The following is a 13771-nucleotide window of genomic DNA, read 5'->3' as shown; positions in this document are numbered from 1 at the left end:
CCCGTGAAACAGTCCGCGGCAGCCGGATTCTCGCTTCGAGCCCCACCGTCGTACGACAAAGCGATCCGTCGACATGATCGATCGGCCGTCTCGACTGGTCACGGTGCTCACGCGCCACTTCTCCATCACTCGAGGACTCCCCCCATGACCGATCCTTTCTCCCAGCCCTACGTCTTCCCCGGCGCTGAACGACCCGAGCGACCCCGACCGTTGATCGGCCGGATCATCGCGTGGTGCGCCGCAGTACTCGGCGCGCTGGTCCTCCTCGCGTCCATCGCGGACTTCTCGCTCCCCGGCATCGTGTTCGGACTGTGTGTCGCCGCGGCTGGTGCGCTGTACTTGATCGTCAAGCCCTCCCATGGCCGAGTCGTCTGGGCAACTCCTGCCTTGGCAGCCATTCCCGCGCTCGTCGCCGTCGGCATCGTTGCTCCCACAGCACACTCCGAGGACGTACCCGCCCCGGCGGCGTTCGCTGCACCGGCTATCGCCGAGGTGTCCCCGACGACGACCCGCCCGACGACCACACGACCGACGACGACCACTTCCACGGCAACGGTCGCGCCGACTACCACCGCACCGACGACCACCCTCGCGCCGGCTCCCGAGACCGTCACCGTCTATGCCCCTCCGCCCACCACTACCGTGCCGTACGTTCCCGAGCCCGCACCGGTCTACATCGCCGAGCCCGAGCCGGAGTACGTGCCACCGGCCCCCGCGGCAGCGGCGGTTCCGTCGTACGTCTCCTACGCCAACTGCGCCGCGGTTCGGGCTGCCGGTGCCGCACCGATCTACGCAGGCGATCCCGGCTACAGCTCCAAACTCGATCGTGACGGCGACGGCGTCGGCTGCGAGAACTGAGCTCGCCGAACTTGTCGGACCCCACCGATACAGTTCTTGTCGCAGGCCGATTCGGCTGCCGCGCAAGCAATGACGTCAGTGGCAAGGGGTGCGCAGTGAACGACAGAAACTTCGATCTCATCGACTTCATCGAGGGTGCGTGGCGCACCTACCAGGCGGATCTCGCCGCGTTCGTCGCGGAGATGCCCGACGGTGAGGAACTGACGTTGAGTGCGGAGTCTGGGGTGGACCGGACAGGCGGGGACTCGCCGTGGATCCGAGTGTCCTCGGGTCCGGATGGAGAGATTCTGTCGGACGCTGCGCTAGGAAGCTACCTCTACGACGGGATCGAGCCGCCGGTGGGCGACGACGAGAAGCTCGGCGAACTGGGGTGGACCACGCCGGGTGAACGTGACGTCTTCGGAGTGAAAAGCTGCTCCCTGCAGTGCAACCGCACCGACGCGGCTGATCTCGCGGAGCGAATCGTCACTGCGTTCCGGTCCGTCTGGCACGTCACCCACCCGGCGTTCCTGTCCGCAGACGCGGAGGGCGGCAGCGGACGCCAGTTTCGCACCGCCGCCGATCCTCGCCGCACCGATTCCACCGCACTGGTACCGCTGGACATCGATCATCTTCGCGCTCTGATGATCGACACCCTTCGCGCAGCCGGTATCGACATCTCACAGGAAGACAACGGCGACATAGCAATCGGTGGATTCGCATTACCGGTCCACGTGTGTCTCGGTCCGGATGCCACGGCCGTCCGACTGCACGCTCCTCTCGTGACCGGTATTCGGCACTCCACTGCTCTGTCACGCAAGATGGCCTGGCTCGGCACACGGTGGAAGGAGATCAACTTCGTCGTTGCGGGTGGGCAGTTGTTCGCAGGTGTCGACGTCACGACGCGCACCTTCGTCCCTCGGCACCTCACTGCCGCCATCTATTCGCTCGGTCTGTTCGCGGACCGCATCGACACCGGGTTCGCGTCCGAGCTGGGCGGCACCGTGTTCGATCCGGACCACACACATCCCGATGCTCTTGCACAGGTCACGTGGTCCGACGACAGTGGAACGCTCGGCACTCTGCGGGCCGCGTGCGAGCTGACGGGCGGTCCCGTGGACGCGGCGACTGTCGATGCGTTGTGCCGTCGCCAGGACCTGGCCGAACTCACCGAGCGCGCACTGTGGTCGGCCGAGCGCTTTCGTGGGCACGCCCACCGGCTGGGCGACGAACGCCGTCTCCGAGCCGCGGTCCTGTGCGACAAATTCGCGGCAGCCTGGGAGGACGTCGCTGCGAGCCTGAAGCGCGCCGCCCGGCCTGCACCTGCGCCGGTTCCCCGCGGCGAACAGACCCAGCTGTTCCTCCAGTTCGACCAGCCCTCGTTGTTCGATGTCCGAGTGGATAACTCACCAGCGCGCTAACAGCAGTGGGTGCGCTAACATCGACGAATGACCGAGGGCGCGGGCACGACACTGACGGATTACCCACGTCCGTCGGTAGCCGTCGACGTCGCAGTGCTGACCGTGCACGAGTCCGCCTTGTTCGTGGTCACCGTCGACTCACCTCGTGGCCTTGCACTGCCCGGTACCTTCCTTCATCCCGGTGAACGCCTGTCCGATGCAGCGCATCGAGTGCTGCAATCGAAGGCCGGTATCGCGGCACTGCAGTTTCACCAGATCGGCATGTTCGACGCCCCCGACCGCGACGACCGCGGTTGGGTCCTGTCGATGGCGCACGGCGCTGCAGTTCCGTACGGCTCGCTACCCATCGGTGTGGAAGTGGTTCGCGTCGAGGATGATCGGCCATCACAGCCGTTGGCGTTCGACCACAGCGACATGGTCGTTCTCGCCGTCGAGGACCTGCGCCGGCGGTATGCGTCGAACATCGATCCGTCGCTTCTGCTCGGTGAGGAGTTCACGCTGCTCGAGCTGAAGCAGTTGTACGAGGTGGTGTTCGGGAATCGATTCCCGAAGGACACGTTCAGACGCCACGTGTCACCGGCCCTCGACGGGACCGGTGCGACGTCCGTCGCGGCGGGTGGCCGTCCGGCAGAACTGTATCGACGGAAGGTCGGCGCGGTCCTGCCGGAAACGGCGTCCGCGCTGTTGCGGTCCTAGCCGCAGGATGCGGCCTGTCCGCTGAATCAGCCCAGCAGACGCGTCGTCGTTCGCGCAATGCTGTCGCTGAAGGCGACGAGCGTCACCACGTCCACGGACGTTCGAGCGCCCGTGACGGCGGCGACCTGCTGCGCTACTGCATCGTCCACCGGCCATCCGTACGACCCGCCCGACACGAGCGGAAACGCCACCGTCGACGCGCCGAGCGAATCTGCGACGGCCAAACTGCGCACGTATGCCGATCGCAGGATTGCCGATCGATCCTCGTGTGCCGAATACCGTGGTCCGACAGTGTGAATCACCCACCGAGACGGCAATCGGCCTCCGGTGGTCGCGACGGCAGCGCCCGCGGCCAAGCCGTCGGGCAGGCTCGTGCGGCGCAGCTCCTTGCACGCTGCGAGGATGTCGGGCCCTCCTGCTCGGTGGATCGCGCCGTCGACACCCCCTCCTCCCAGAAGCGTCGAATTGGCCGCGTTGACGATCGCGTCGACCCGTAGCGTGGTGATGTCGCCGCGAACGACGTCGATGATGGCCATGTCAGACCCCTCCTGTTAGTTCGGCGGCAAGCGTGTGGAGATCCCCGCCCGTCAGGTTCGGGTACCCGTGCAGCATCATCTGCCACTTCTCCGGAACAGCCGATGCACCCCAACGGGCTCCGACGAGTCCTCCGGCGATCGCCGCAGTGGTGTCGGTGTCACCGCCCGCGAGAACACAGAGCTCGAGCGTTCTCACCAGGTGTTTCGGTCCTACCTGCTCGGCTTTCGTTACTGCCCACCATGCCGTCTGCAGCGCGTGGACGACCCACCCGTTGTTCGGGAAGTCCGTCGGGCTCCCGTTCTCGGCCTCGTCGAGCAGTGGCGCCCAGAAGTCGGCCGCGTGTCCGGCGACGTCCAGCCATCCGCGCACGCCGTCGAAGTCTCCGTGCCGGACGGCGTGTGCGATCGCGAACGTCCAGAGCTGGCACGCCTCGCCTGCCCGCGGATCGGAATGCGTGAGTTCACTGATCGATCGGGCTGCGTTCATCAGGTCGTCGGTGGTGTCGTTCAGGTACGCGAGCGCGACGGGGGCCGTGCGCATCAGCGAACCGTTTCCTCCCGTGCGGCCGGTGAGAGCTCCCGCTCGACGTGTCATGTCCGCGGCGGATTCGCTTCGGTACCCGAGTACCGACCGCGTCTGATGTCCGATGTCGGCCGGATCGGTGTCGTACCAGGCGACGAAGTTGGCGGCCACGGCATCGAGTCCGGCGCCCTCTCCTGGTTTCGCATCGCGGGCTGCGAGGGCCACTGCAACAGCCATGGATGTGTCGTCGGTCCACTCACCTGGTGCCCAGTCGAACGGGCCGCCGCCGATCATGTCGACGACTGTGCCCGGTGCTGGATGGGTGAACTCGTAGCCGGCACCGAGGGCATCCCCCGTTGCCGTACCGATTAGCACTCCGGCTGCGCGATCGCTTCGACCGGTATTCGATGTCACTGCCGAATCTCCTTAGCTCGTTTGTGCGCTTAGATTAGCGCATATTTGAGCTAAACTGCAACAGCTCACCCGATCCTCGCGAGACCACCCGCCAGCAGGTCCCGCGCTCTCGTCCACCGACGAGCAGTTGCGCACGAACCAGCCAACGACGACGCGCGCGAGATCCGGTACGCCCGGCGGCGTCGAGCAGCGTCGTACCTACGCAGAGCGCCGGCGACCGTCTCCTCCTCGACGAGGGAAGAGGCCAGAGCGACCGCATCCAGCAGGGACTCACACGCACCACGGCCCAGATTGGGCGCCATTGCGTGCGCGGCGTCACCGACGAGCGCGACATTCCCACGCACCCACGACTTCATCGACGGGATCATCGCGAGCTCACGGAAATCGCTGCGCTGCTGATCGATTCGCGCAACCACGCCGGACACACCGCCGTGCCACGACGCGAAATGCTCCGCCATCGACTCACCCTCGCCCAGCTCCGTTCGCCTCACAGACGCGAACCAATTCGTGCGACGGCTGTCGTGGGGCGTCGTTCCGAACAGCTTGCCTCGGCCCCACGTCTCCGTCATGGACACACATGGGCCGTCGACGGTCCCCCGCCACGCAACAGCGCCCAACGGAATCGGCGCCCCCTCGGGCCCGAAGACTTCCGACCGGATGGCGCTGTTGATCCCGTCGGCGGCGATGATCACGTCGCACTCGGACACGTCGGACAACGCCTCGACCCGGCGGCCGAACTCCACGACACCTGTCGGACTCGCCGCAGCCAACGCCTCCAGCAGATCCGGTCGAGGAACGAGACGAGCTGAATGCTTCGCGCCCAGACGAGCGATGCACGAACCGTCAGGGCGTAGAAATCGCGCGCCGGTCACTTCGACCGACGCGGATCGAACAGCGTCGCCGACCCCGACTGCATCCAGGGCCCGCAGCGCTTCCGGCCACATCCCCAGAGCCGTACCACCCGCGGACACCTCGTCCGACTTCTCGAGCACACGGACATCCCACCCCGCACCGACCAGAATCGGCGCGGCGGCGAGTCCTGCAATTCCACCCCCGACGATCACCGCTGACTTCATCTTCCGGACACTACTACGATCGTAGTGCCATGGCACTACTTTTATAGTGAGCCATGACCACCCAGCGTCGACACACCGCCGCAGCAGCTCTCGTACAGGTAGGCGAACACGGGCTCCACGGCCTCACGCATCGCAAGGTCGACGCTCGCGCAGGCGTGCCGGCGGGGACCACCTCGAACTACTTCCGCACTCGGTCCGCCTTGATCGCAGGCGTGCTCGAACATCTCGAAGAACTCGACCGGGAGGCGTGGGAGAACGCGTCCGCCACACCCCGACCTCGGTCTCGCGGGGAACTGACGGCAGCGCTGGTCGCATTCGTGGACGACGCGATCGGCCCGCGGCGAACGCATACGACCGCGCGATTCGCACTCTTCGCCGCAGCGGCCGCGGATCCCGAGTTGGCGACAAGGCTCGGCGCGATCCGCGCCCGGATCGTCGAGTGGGCAGAGAGCGTTCTGATCCACATCTCGACCGAGGACACGGCGTCGTGCGCCCGCGCGCTGTGCCACTACCTGGACGGCCTGATCCTTCACAAAATCGCCACTGCGACAAGTTCGAGCACCCTGTCACACACAGATTCCGTGGATATCGGCGTGGCCGTCGACCGAATAACTGCAGGTCGAACCCGTTCTTGAAAGTTACTCGCTAGTAAACTGGATTTTGCTGATACTACGAGTTACATTAAAAACACGTTCGCACCATGTAGGAGGAAGCGATGACACTGACGTCAGAAGACGGCACGATCTCGATCGACCCGGACGCAGAGACCGAGAAGTACAACGAGACTCTGCGCCTTCTGTCCGAGGGCTCGGTGCACAAGCATTTCGACCCGTACGTGGACATCGACTGGGAGTCCCCCGAGTTCGCGGTGACCGAGAACGATCGCCGGTGGATTCTCCCGACCAAGACCGACCCGATCGGTGGGCACGCCTGGTACCAGGCTCTGCCGGAGGACAAGAAGATCGCGATCGGCATGTGGCGCCAAGCCAACGTGGCCAAGGTCGGACTGCAGTTCGAGAACATCCTCATTCGCGGGATGATGCAGTACGTCTTCTCCCTGCCCAACGGTTCGGCCGAGGCGCGGTACTGCACTCACGAGTCGATCGAAGAGTGCAACCACACGCTGATGTTCCAGGAAATGGTCAACCGGGTCGACAACGACGCACCCGGCATGAGTCGGCCGATGAAGATGCTGTCGCCGATCATCCCGTTGTTCGCGTCGATCGCCCCCGAACTGTTCTTCGTCGGCGTCCTCGCAGGCGAGGAGCCGATCGACCACATCCAGAAGAGCGTGCTGCGGTCGGGCGAGGAAATCCACCCGATCATGCAGGGCGTCATGGCCATTCACGTTGCCGAGGAAGCACGCCACATCTCCTTCGCGCACCAGCTGCTGCGTCGTCGCGTACCCAAGATGTCCAAGGTGGGTCGCTTCTTCCTGTCGCTCGCTTTCCCGATCGTCATGCGGGTGCTGTGCGACGCGATCGTCATTCCCCCGAAGCGGTTCTGGAAGAAGTTCGACATCCCGGCGTCGGTCAAGAAGGACCTGTTCTGGGAGAGCGAGGAAGCCCAGCACACGCTGCAGGACTACTTCGGTGACGTGCGCATGCTCGCCAAGGACACCAAGATGATGAGCCGCCCGGCCAAGCTCATGTGGAAGCTGTGCGGAATCGACGGCAAGGCCTCGCGTTTCCGCAGCGAGCCGGACCGTAGCTCCAGCCAGTTCGCCGCCTGATTCTCCCCGTCCTTCACAGCGCCAGTTCTCTCCACAGCAGCGCCTGCCGTCAGGAATACTCATGCCCCACGTTGTCACCCAATCGTGTTGCAGCGACGCATCGTGCGTCTACGCATGCCCCGTCAACTGCATTCACCCGACACCCGACGAGCCTGATTTCCTGACGGCAGAGATGCTGCACATCGACCCGGCGTCGTGCGTCGACTGCGGGGCGTGCGTGTCGGCGTGCCCCGTCGACGCGATCGTTCCCAAGTCGAAGCTCACCGAGAGTCAGCTTCCGTTCCTCACGATCAACTCCGATTTCTACAAGCAGGAACGGCCGCCGCGTCCGATCCTCGCCCCGGTATCGCCTGCACCAGCAGTCACCAAGGAACGCGAGCCGCTCCGTGTGGCGATCGTCGGCTCCGGCCCGTCGGCCATGTACGCGGCAGACGAGTTGCTGACGCAGCCCGGCGTGAAGGTCGACGTGTACGACAGACTCCCCCAGCCCCACGGTCTCGCTCGCCTCGGCGTGGCACCCGATCACGAGAAGACCCGTCAGGTGTCGCGTCTGTTCGACCAGATTGCCGCGCAGTCCGGTTTCGAGTTCCACCTCGATACCGAGATCGGCAAGGACATCACCCACGACCAGCTGCTCGAGACTCACCACGCGGTGATCTACGCCGTGGGCGCCTCACGCGACCGCGAGTTGACGATCGACGGCGCGAACCTCCCGGGACGGACGTCCGCTACCGACTTCGTCGCCTGGTACAACGGGCACCCGGACCACTCGCACCGCCGGTACGACCTGTCGCACAAGCGCGCCGTCATCGTCGGCAACGGCAACGTCGCTCTCGACGTCGCGCGCATTCTCACCATCGATCCCGAGCGACTCGTGGGCACCAACGTGCCGGATCACGTGGTCAAGACCCTGCGCGAGTCCAAGATCGAGGAAGTGCTCGTCGTGGGCCGACGCGGTGTCGCTCAGTCGGCGTTCACCGTTCCCGAGTTCGCCGGCCTCCTCTCGACCCCGGGCATCGACATCTCGCTGCACCACGACGAGATCCAACTCGATGCCACCACGGCCGCGCTGGCCGACGCCGACGACCTTCCCCACGCCGTCGCGCAGAAGCTGCAGTTGCTGCGTCGCGTCGAGGACACCCCCGGCGGCGACAACAGGCGCATCGTGCTGCGCTACCTGCTCTCCCCTACCCGCATCCTCGGCGAAACCTCGGTCACCGGAGTCGAATTCGATCGGATGACGCTCGAGACGGACGACGACGGAGGCGTGCGCAGCGTAGCGACGGGCGAGAAGGAAACCGTCGACGCCGGACTCGTGCTCACCTCGATCGGCTACCGAGGCGTCGCGCTTCCCGGTGTGCCCTTCGACGACCGTCGCGGAATCATCCCCAACGACGACGGCCGGGTGCTCGACTCCCCCGATGGTGAGGTCGTTCCCGGAACCTACGTGACCGGCTGGATCAAGCGCGGCCCGTCGGGATTCATCGGAACCAACAAGTCCTGCGCGCAAGGGACCGTTCTGAACCTGGTCGAGGACTTCAACAACGGACTGCTCCCCGATCTCGGCGTCGCAGCCCCACCCCGCCGACAGTGGCGACTCCGTCGCACGTGAGTGGATTCGATGTCGTAGTGCCCTGATAGAACTTTCGTCGACAGCGTTGCCAGCCCCTCACTGGCGTCGACGACTCTTTCGACGAGGGGAACATTCATGGGCACTTCGGATCTGACTCGCGCCCCGCAGTGGTGGCTCGGGCACAGCAACATCGATATCGACATTCACACTCTGATGACCGCCGGAATCGATCTGGCGTCGAGTCTGCTGACCGACGAGACGGCACTGCACGCCTTCGTCGGTCGGCTCATGGACATCGAGAATCGGCTTTCGGCGGCCCGGTTGTGCATCGAGAGCTCGGTGTTCTCCGCGTCGCTGCTGGAGACGGCGTTCGAGCGTGGGTGGATGCCTGCAGAACTCGTGCACGTCATCGGCCAGGGCGCGGACAAGGCAGCCGCACCGATGCTGGTGGTCCTTCTCGGCGAGCACGCACGGCGCAGTCATGCGTTCTCGCGTGCTCCCCAGGAGTGGATCGGGCAATTGCGCACGCTCGGTGTCGATCCGGGTGCGGAGCTCGCCGGCCTCCGCACCAACCGCCGAGTCACGCCGCGTGCATTCTGGACCACCTTCCTGCACCTGAATGCCACCGTCCGCAGGTTGCCCATCATGGAAATGACCGGGCCACCGCCGTCTCGTTGGGGTGAGAAGTCGCCATCCGGTCGCGTCAGGTCGGACGAGAAAGTGCTCAACAAGATTCGCGGATTGTTGGCCAAGGCGGAATCGTCGTCGTTCTCGGGAGAACGAGAATCGTTCTCCGCCAAGGCGCAGGAACTGATGACGCGCTACGCGATCGATACCGCCATGGTCGACGCGCGGTCGAGCGACCCCATCGACACCCGTGTCGCCGTCAGAAGATTCACCGTCGACAACCCTTACGTCGATGCGAAGATGCGGTTGTTCTCCTCCGTCGCTCGTCCCAACGGCGTCAGAACCGTTCACTACCGGAGTTTTCAGCTCGTCGCCGCGGTAGGCATGCCCGTCGATATCGACTTGTGCGACTTGCTCTACACGTCGTTGTTGGTGCAGTCATCGATGGAACTGGACGCGGTGGGTGTGGATCCGAGCAAGCGCGGCAGAGGTTTTCGCCGGTCGTTCCTGTTCGCCTATGCCCAGCGAGTCGAGGAGCGCATCACCGAGGCATTCCTCCGAGCTCGCACCGAGGCCGGCGAACACTACGGCACCGCCCTGGTCCCGGTCTTCGCCGAACGCGACCGAGCCGTCACGGCGCTGTTCGACGAGATGTTCCCGAAGCTGAAGTCGAGGAAGACCAGCTTTTCCAATCACAGTGGCTGGCAACATGGTCGGGTTGCTGCCGACCGCGCCGATATCACCGGAGGGCGAGAGAAGATCGAGGACTGACCCTCAGTACGCCGAGCCCGGACCGGTCGCCGTGATGCCGTGGTGGATCTCGGCGACATCCGGGTGGGCTCGTGTTCGCGACTTCCATGCGTTCTCGCCGTAGGTCGCGAAGATGGGATTGGTGGGATCGTCCTCGACGCCCCGGCTTCGAGCGGCGAGTTCGTCCGGCAGTTCGACAATGGGAATCACGGCGTCGAGGGCTGGATTGAGGAAGAACGGAATGGATACTCGGTCGGTGCCCTCGCTGGGCGCGACGACGCGGTGGCGGGTGGCACGCAGATATCCCTGCGTTGCCACTTCGAGGAGCTCTCCGATGTTGACGATGAACGCGTCCTGGACGGGCGGAACGTCGATCCACTTGTCCGGCGAGAGCTCCACCTGTAGGCCTCGGGAGTCCGGCTCGACGAGCAGCAACGTCAACACTCCCGAATCCTTGTGCGCACCCACTCCCTGCGGATTCTCGGAGCTTCCGGGGTACCGCACCACCTTGATCAGGGTTGCCGGGTTGTGTGCGAATGCGTCGTCGAACACGCCGGGTTCGGCACCGAGGGCCGTTGCCCATTGTCGTAGCAGCCGCAGGCCTACGTCGGACAGTTCCTGTTCCCATGCTTCGAACGCGGGACGCAGTTTCGGCAGCGCCGACGGCCAGAGGTTCGGACCTTGCAAGTGCCAGTACCCTTCTGCCCCGTCGACGAGGGCACGTTCGGGGCCGATGTCGATCTGTTCGCGCCAGTCGGTTCGTCCGTTGGTGAGCTCTCCACCGAGACGCGAGTATCCACGGAACTGCGGACTTTTCAGTTGCGAGATCTCGTCCTTGGCGCCGTCGTCCAGGGCGAAGAACTCCCGTGCCAGGCGCAACACCTCTGCGATTCGGGATCCGGACACCCCGTGGCCGGTCAGGTAGAAGAACCCGGATTCGTGGGCGGCGGCGAGCAGATCGGCGCGAAAGCGCACCGGGTCGGAGTCCGCGTGTGTGAGGTCGAGAACCGGAAGCATGCTGTCCAGTATCGAACTCCGCATCGACATCCGCTAATGGTTAGCCCTTGCGCTAACCATTAGGCGTTGATAGTTTGCCTTATGGCTCAGTTTTCGCCGACGCTCGATCTCGTCTTCCACGCACTGTCCGATCCCACCCGACGGGCCGTTCTCGCACGCCTCGGACGAGGGCCGGCAAGCGTCGGAGAGTTGGCCGAGCCGTTCTCCATGGCCCTACCGTCCTTCCTGAAACACATCCGCCTGCTGGAGGACAGCGGGTGCATTCTGACCCACAAGACCGGGCGAACACGTATCTGCACGCTCGTCGCGGATCCATTCTCCGCGGTCGAAATGTGGCTCGAGAAGCAGCGTTCCACCTGGGAAGCGCACACCGACCGTCTCGAACAGTTCGTCACCGAAACACAGGAGCCGTCATGACACACACGCAATCCGACCTCGATCTGACCGTCTCTCGGATCATTCGCGCACCACGCACACGAGTGTGGGAAGCCTGGACGACACCCTCCCAGCTGGAACAGTGGTGGGTGCCGAAGCCCGCTACGGCACGTGTCGTCGACCTCGACCTGCGACCGGGTGGATCGTTCGTCACCGAGATCAGTGAGACAGAAGAGACGTTCGGGCCGCACATCGCGGGATGCTTCCTCGACGTCGTCGACGGGGAACGATTGGTGTTCACGAATGCACTCACTGCAGGCTGGCGACCGGCTACCGACCCGTTCATCACTGCCGTCATCACGTTCGCCGACCACCCGGACGGGACCGAGTATCTCGCGACGGTCATGCACAAGGATGCAGCCACGGCTGCGCAGCACGTCGAGCTCGGTTTTCACGACGGGTGGGGAACCGTCACCCGGCAGCTCGCCGAACTGACCGAGGCCTGACAGGAAGTCCTCGACCCTTGACCGATGCCGACCGACCGCCTAACGTACAACCAAATGGTTGTAGATGAAGTGAGCGATGCCGATCTCGACCGCCTCTTCCAGGCGTTCGCGGACACCACTCGGCGCGACATCGTGTCCAGGCTTCTACGGAACGAGCATTCGGTGTCCTCGCTCGCCGCTCACTACTCCATGAGTTTCGCGGCCGTGCAGAAGCACGTTGCGATTTTGGAACGCGCTTCGGTCGTGAGCAAAGAGAAGCGCGGACGGGAGCAGATCGTGCGAATTCATTTGGTAGGCATCGAAAGAGCACGAGCACTGCTGGCCGAGTACGAAACGATCTGGCGCCGACGCGTCGACCGGATCGCCGATATCCTCGCCGAAGACCAGGGAGAACCCTCATGAGCGTCATCAGCACAACACAGAACCCCGACCGACTGAACTTCACGATCGTCGCCGAGTTCGACGCGACAGTCGACCGGGTGTGGCAGATCTGGGCCGACCCTCGTCAGCTCGAACGCTGGTGGGGCCCACCGACCTGGCCCGCGACCTTCGACACCCACGAGTTCGTCGAAGGTGGCAAGGCGCTCTATTACATGACCGGTCCCGACGGCGAGAAGGCCCGCGGTTGGTGGCGCATCACGTCACTGGACGCTCCGTCGAGCCTGTCGTTCGACGACGGTTTCGCCGACGACGACTGGAACCCCATCGACAACTTGGGCGTCACGAAGACCGCCGTCACGCTCGAGGACGTCGACGGACGTACCCGCATGACGACGGTCGCGACCTTCGTGAGTGCCGAGCAGATGAACACGCTCATCGAGATGGGCATGGAGGAAGGCATGAGCCTCGCCATGGGGCAGATCGACGCCGTGCTTGCTGGGTAGCGGCCGGAAACTACTGCGCCGCCCAGATTCCCAGTTCGTTTCCGCTCGGGTCGGTGAAGTGAAAGCGTCGACCTCCGGGGAATTCGTACGGCCCGTTGACCACTTCACCGCCGGCTGCGGTCACTGCGTCCAGTGACGCTTCCAGGTCGTCGGAGTAGAGCAGAACGAACGGGCCACCGGTCGGGCGTGGTTCGGTGGAGAGCGCGAGACCACCGACCTCGTCCCCGTCGGCGCCTTGGATTCCGGCGTACTCGGGCCCGTAATTGTTGAACCCCCAGCCGAATGCGCCGGAATAGAAGGCCTGAGCTGCGGCCAGGTCTGTCACTGTCAGTTCGATGTAGTTCAGTCGATGGTGCATGTTCTCGGCCATGTCGGCAGCCTACTTTCCATCACGAACCTGCGATGTTGACCAGCCAGTTGATGCCGAATCTGTCGGTGAGCATGCCGAAGGTGTCACCCCACGGGGCCTTGTTCAGACCCATCGTGTTCTGTGCCCCGTCGGCCAGTGTGTTCCAGTATCCGGTCAATTCGGCCTCGTCTTCGCCACTGAGCGAGACGGAGATGTTGTCGCCGACGTTCAGGTTCATGCTCGACGGCGTGTCCGCACCCATCAGAGTCAGACCGCTGGGCGAGACGAGTTGGCCGTGCATGATCTGGTCTTTCTCGGCCGGGTCGTCGCTCGCACCGAAGTCTGCGAACGTGTTGAGAGTGAGCTCGCCTCCGAACACGGAGTGGTAGAACTGCAGTGCCTCACGGGCGTCGCCGCGAAAGTTGAGATACGGATTCAGGCGGGTCGTCATGATG

The 13771-nt window shown here is 64.5% G+C and carries 17 protein-coding genes; 11 read left to right on the top strand and 6 right to left on the bottom strand.

All coding sequences use genetic code 11. From position 1 onward, the window contains the following. The first annotated feature begins 144 nt into the window (after window positions 1-144). The 3 genes from H292_RS28910 (at window position 145) to H292_RS0123385 (ending at window position 2954) form a co-directional block, all read left to right on the top strand. Window positions 145-858, top strand: coding sequence for an excalibur calcium-binding domain-containing protein (locus H292_RS28910; RefSeq protein WP_020113011.1), 714 nt, complete (start codon window positions 145-147; stop codon window positions 856-858). Between the two features lie 95 nt (window positions 859-953). Further along, a complete protein-coding gene (locus tag H292_RS0123390; RefSeq protein ID WP_020113010.1) occupies window positions 954-2258 on the top strand; it encodes a T3SS (YopN, CesT) and YbjN peptide-binding chaperone 1 in 1305 nt (434 codons plus the stop codon). Between the two features lie 27 nt (window positions 2259-2285). Beyond that, entirely contained in the window at window positions 2286-2954 is a 669-nt protein-coding gene (locus tag H292_RS0123385) for an NUDIX hydrolase (protein WP_020113009.1), read from the top strand. A gap of 26 nt (window positions 2955-2980) precedes the next feature. Here the strand turns inward: H292_RS0123385 and H292_RS0123380 are convergent, their stop codons facing one another. The 3 genes from H292_RS0123380 to H292_RS0123370 all read right to left on the bottom strand — a co-directional run bounded on the left by H292_RS0123380 (window position 2981) and on the right by H292_RS0123370 (window position 5503). Next, a complete protein-coding gene (locus H292_RS0123380; protein ID WP_020113008.1) occupies window positions 2981-3490 on the bottom strand; it encodes an O-acetyl-ADP-ribose deacetylase in 510 nt (169 codons plus the stop codon). A 1-nt stretch (window position 3491) separates the two neighbouring features. Then, complete coding sequence (locus H292_RS0123375; RefSeq protein ID WP_027499031.1) at window positions 3492-4427, bottom strand: ADP-ribosylglycohydrolase family protein; 936 nt, start codon at window positions 4425-4427, stop codon at window positions 3492-3494. 65 nt (window positions 4428-4492) lie between these two features. Then, complete coding sequence (locus H292_RS0123370) at window positions 4493-5503, bottom strand: FAD-dependent monooxygenase (protein WP_019666694.1); 1011 nt, start codon at window positions 5501-5503, stop codon at window positions 4493-4495. 53 nt (window positions 5504-5556) lie between these two features. On the opposite strand from H292_RS0123370, the gene H292_RS0123365 reads away from it, so the two are divergent. From H292_RS0123365 to H292_RS0123350, 4 genes are all read left to right on the top strand, one after another. Continuing rightward, complete coding sequence (locus H292_RS0123365) at window positions 5557-6138, top strand: TetR/AcrR family transcriptional regulator (RefSeq protein WP_019666695.1); 582 nt, start codon at window positions 5557-5559, stop codon at window positions 6136-6138. Window positions 6139-6218: 80 nt separating this feature from the next. Beyond that, window positions 6219-7235 (top strand): AurF N-oxygenase family protein, encoded by a 1017-nt coding sequence (locus H292_RS0123360; protein ID WP_020113006.1) that lies wholly within the window; start codon window positions 6219-6221, stop codon window positions 7233-7235. Between the two features lie 61 nt (window positions 7236-7296). After that, window positions 7297-8847 (top strand): FAD-dependent oxidoreductase, encoded by a 1551-nt coding sequence (locus tag H292_RS0123355; protein ID WP_179277954.1) that lies wholly within the window; start codon window positions 7297-7299, stop codon window positions 8845-8847. Window positions 8848-8943: 96 nt separating this feature from the next. Next, complete coding sequence (locus H292_RS0123350; RefSeq protein ID WP_020113004.1) at window positions 8944-10206, top strand: DUF2786 domain-containing protein; 1263 nt, start codon at window positions 8944-8946, stop codon at window positions 10204-10206. A 3-nt stretch (window positions 10207-10209) separates the two neighbouring features. Here the strand turns inward: H292_RS0123350 and H292_RS0123345 are convergent, their stop codons facing one another. After that, window positions 10210-11202: an isopenicillin N synthase family dioxygenase gene (locus H292_RS0123345; RefSeq protein WP_020113003.1), complete on the bottom strand. Its 993-nt coding sequence runs from the start codon at window positions 11200-11202 to the stop codon at window positions 10210-10212. A gap of 81 nt (window positions 11203-11283) precedes the next feature. Here H292_RS0123345 and H292_RS0123340 point away from each other — a divergent pair, with 81 nt between their 5' ends. The 4 genes from H292_RS0123340 to H292_RS0123325 are packed head-to-tail and all read left to right on the top strand — an operon-like array spanning window position 11284 to window position 12967. After that, on the top strand, window positions 11284-11619 hold the full coding sequence (locus tag H292_RS0123340) for an ArsR/SmtB family transcription factor (protein WP_019666700.1): 336 nt from the start codon (window positions 11284-11286) through the stop codon (window positions 11617-11619). After that, complete coding sequence (locus H292_RS0123335) at window positions 11616-12083, top strand: SRPBCC family protein (protein ID WP_020113002.1); 468 nt, start codon at window positions 11616-11618, stop codon at window positions 12081-12083. Before H292_RS0123340 ends, H292_RS0123335 begins: the two co-directional genes overlap by 4 nt. A gap of 24 nt (window positions 12084-12107) precedes the next feature. Next, window positions 12108-12485 carry an ArsR/SmtB family transcription factor gene (locus tag H292_RS0123330; RefSeq protein ID WP_230594070.1) on the top strand — a complete coding sequence of 126 codons (378 nt, stop codon included), beginning with the start codon at window positions 12108-12110 and terminating at the stop codon, window positions 12483-12485. Then, a complete protein-coding gene (locus tag H292_RS0123325; RefSeq protein WP_020113001.1) occupies window positions 12482-12967 on the top strand; it encodes an SRPBCC family protein in 486 nt (161 codons plus the stop codon). Before H292_RS0123330 ends, H292_RS0123325 begins: the two co-directional genes overlap by 4 nt. A gap of 10 nt (window positions 12968-12977) precedes the next feature. Here H292_RS0123325 and H292_RS0123320 read toward each other — a convergent pair whose 3' ends face one another. Both H292_RS0123320 and H292_RS0123315 read right to left on the bottom strand, forming a co-directional pair. Then, the gene (locus H292_RS0123320) at window positions 12978-13337 is read right to left on the bottom strand and encodes a VOC family protein (RefSeq protein WP_019666704.1); all 360 of its coding nucleotides are present in this window, start codon (window positions 13335-13337) and stop codon (window positions 12978-12980) included. A 19-nt stretch (window positions 13338-13356) separates the two neighbouring features. Next, window positions 13357-13767, bottom strand: coding sequence for a VOC family protein (locus tag H292_RS0123315; RefSeq protein ID WP_019666705.1), 411 nt, complete (start codon window positions 13765-13767; stop codon window positions 13357-13359). Between the last annotated feature and the right edge of the window lie 4 nt (window positions 13768-13771).

The organism is Rhodococcus sp. 114MFTsu3.1 (assembly GCF_000383555.1).
Taxonomy (GTDB): domain Bacteria; phylum Actinomycetota; class Actinomycetes; order Mycobacteriales; family Mycobacteriaceae; genus Rhodococcoides; species Rhodococcoides fascians_E.
Note: the sequence above shows the minus strand (reverse complement) of the source record. Positions and strands in the feature narration are given on the sequence as shown.

Bases quoted from the DNA above. Each gene is read 5' to 3' on its own strand.
- H292_RS0123345 (WP_020113003.1), bottom strand. From the start codon at position 11,202: ATGCTTCCGGTTCTCGACCTCACACACGCGGACTCCGACCCGGTGCGC.
- H292_RS0123340 (WP_019666700.1), top strand. From the start codon at position 11,284: ATGGCTCAGTTTTCGCCGACGCTCGATCTCGTCTTCCACGCACTGTCC.
- H292_RS0123360 (WP_020113006.1), top strand. From the start codon at position 6,219: ATGACACTGACGTCAGAAGACGGCACGATCTCGATCGACCCGGACGCA.
- H292_RS0123370 (WP_019666694.1), bottom strand. From the start codon at position 5,503: ATGAAGTCAGCGGTGATCGTCGGGGGTGGAATTGCAGGACTCGCCGCC.
- H292_RS0123335 (WP_020113002.1), top strand. From the start codon at position 11,616: ATGACACACACGCAATCCGACCTCGATCTGACCGTCTCTCGGATCATT.
- H292_RS0123320 (WP_019666704.1), bottom strand. From the start codon at position 13,337: ATGGCCGAGAACATGCACCATCGACTGAACTACATCGAACTGACAGTG.
- H292_RS0123315 (WP_019666705.1), bottom strand. From the start codon at position 13,767: ATGACGACCCGCCTGAATCCGTATCTCAACTTTCGCGGCGACGCCCGT.
- H292_RS0123365 (WP_019666695.1), top strand. From the start codon at position 5,557: ATGACCACCCAGCGTCGACACACCGCCGCAGCAGCTCTCGTACAGGTA.
- H292_RS0123380 (WP_020113008.1), bottom strand. From the start codon at position 3,490: ATGGCCATCATCGACGTCGTTCGCGGCGACATCACCACGCTACGGGTC.
- H292_RS0123330 (WP_230594070.1), top strand. From the start codon at position 12,108: ATGCCGACCGACCGCCTAACGTACAACCAAATGGTTGTAGATGAAGTG.
- H292_RS0123350 (WP_020113004.1), top strand. From the start codon at position 8,944: ATGGGCACTTCGGATCTGACTCGCGCCCCGCAGTGGTGGCTCGGGCAC.
- H292_RS0123385 (WP_020113009.1), top strand. From the start codon at position 2,286: ATGACCGAGGGCGCGGGCACGACACTGACGGATTACCCACGTCCGTCG.
- H292_RS0123325 (WP_020113001.1), top strand. From the start codon at position 12,482: ATGAGCGTCATCAGCACAACACAGAACCCCGACCGACTGAACTTCACG.
- H292_RS28910 (WP_020113011.1), top strand. From the start codon at position 145: ATGACCGATCCTTTCTCCCAGCCCTACGTCTTCCCCGGCGCTGAACGA.
- H292_RS0123355 (WP_179277954.1), top strand. From the start codon at position 7,297: ATGCCCCACGTTGTCACCCAATCGTGTTGCAGCGACGCATCGTGCGTC.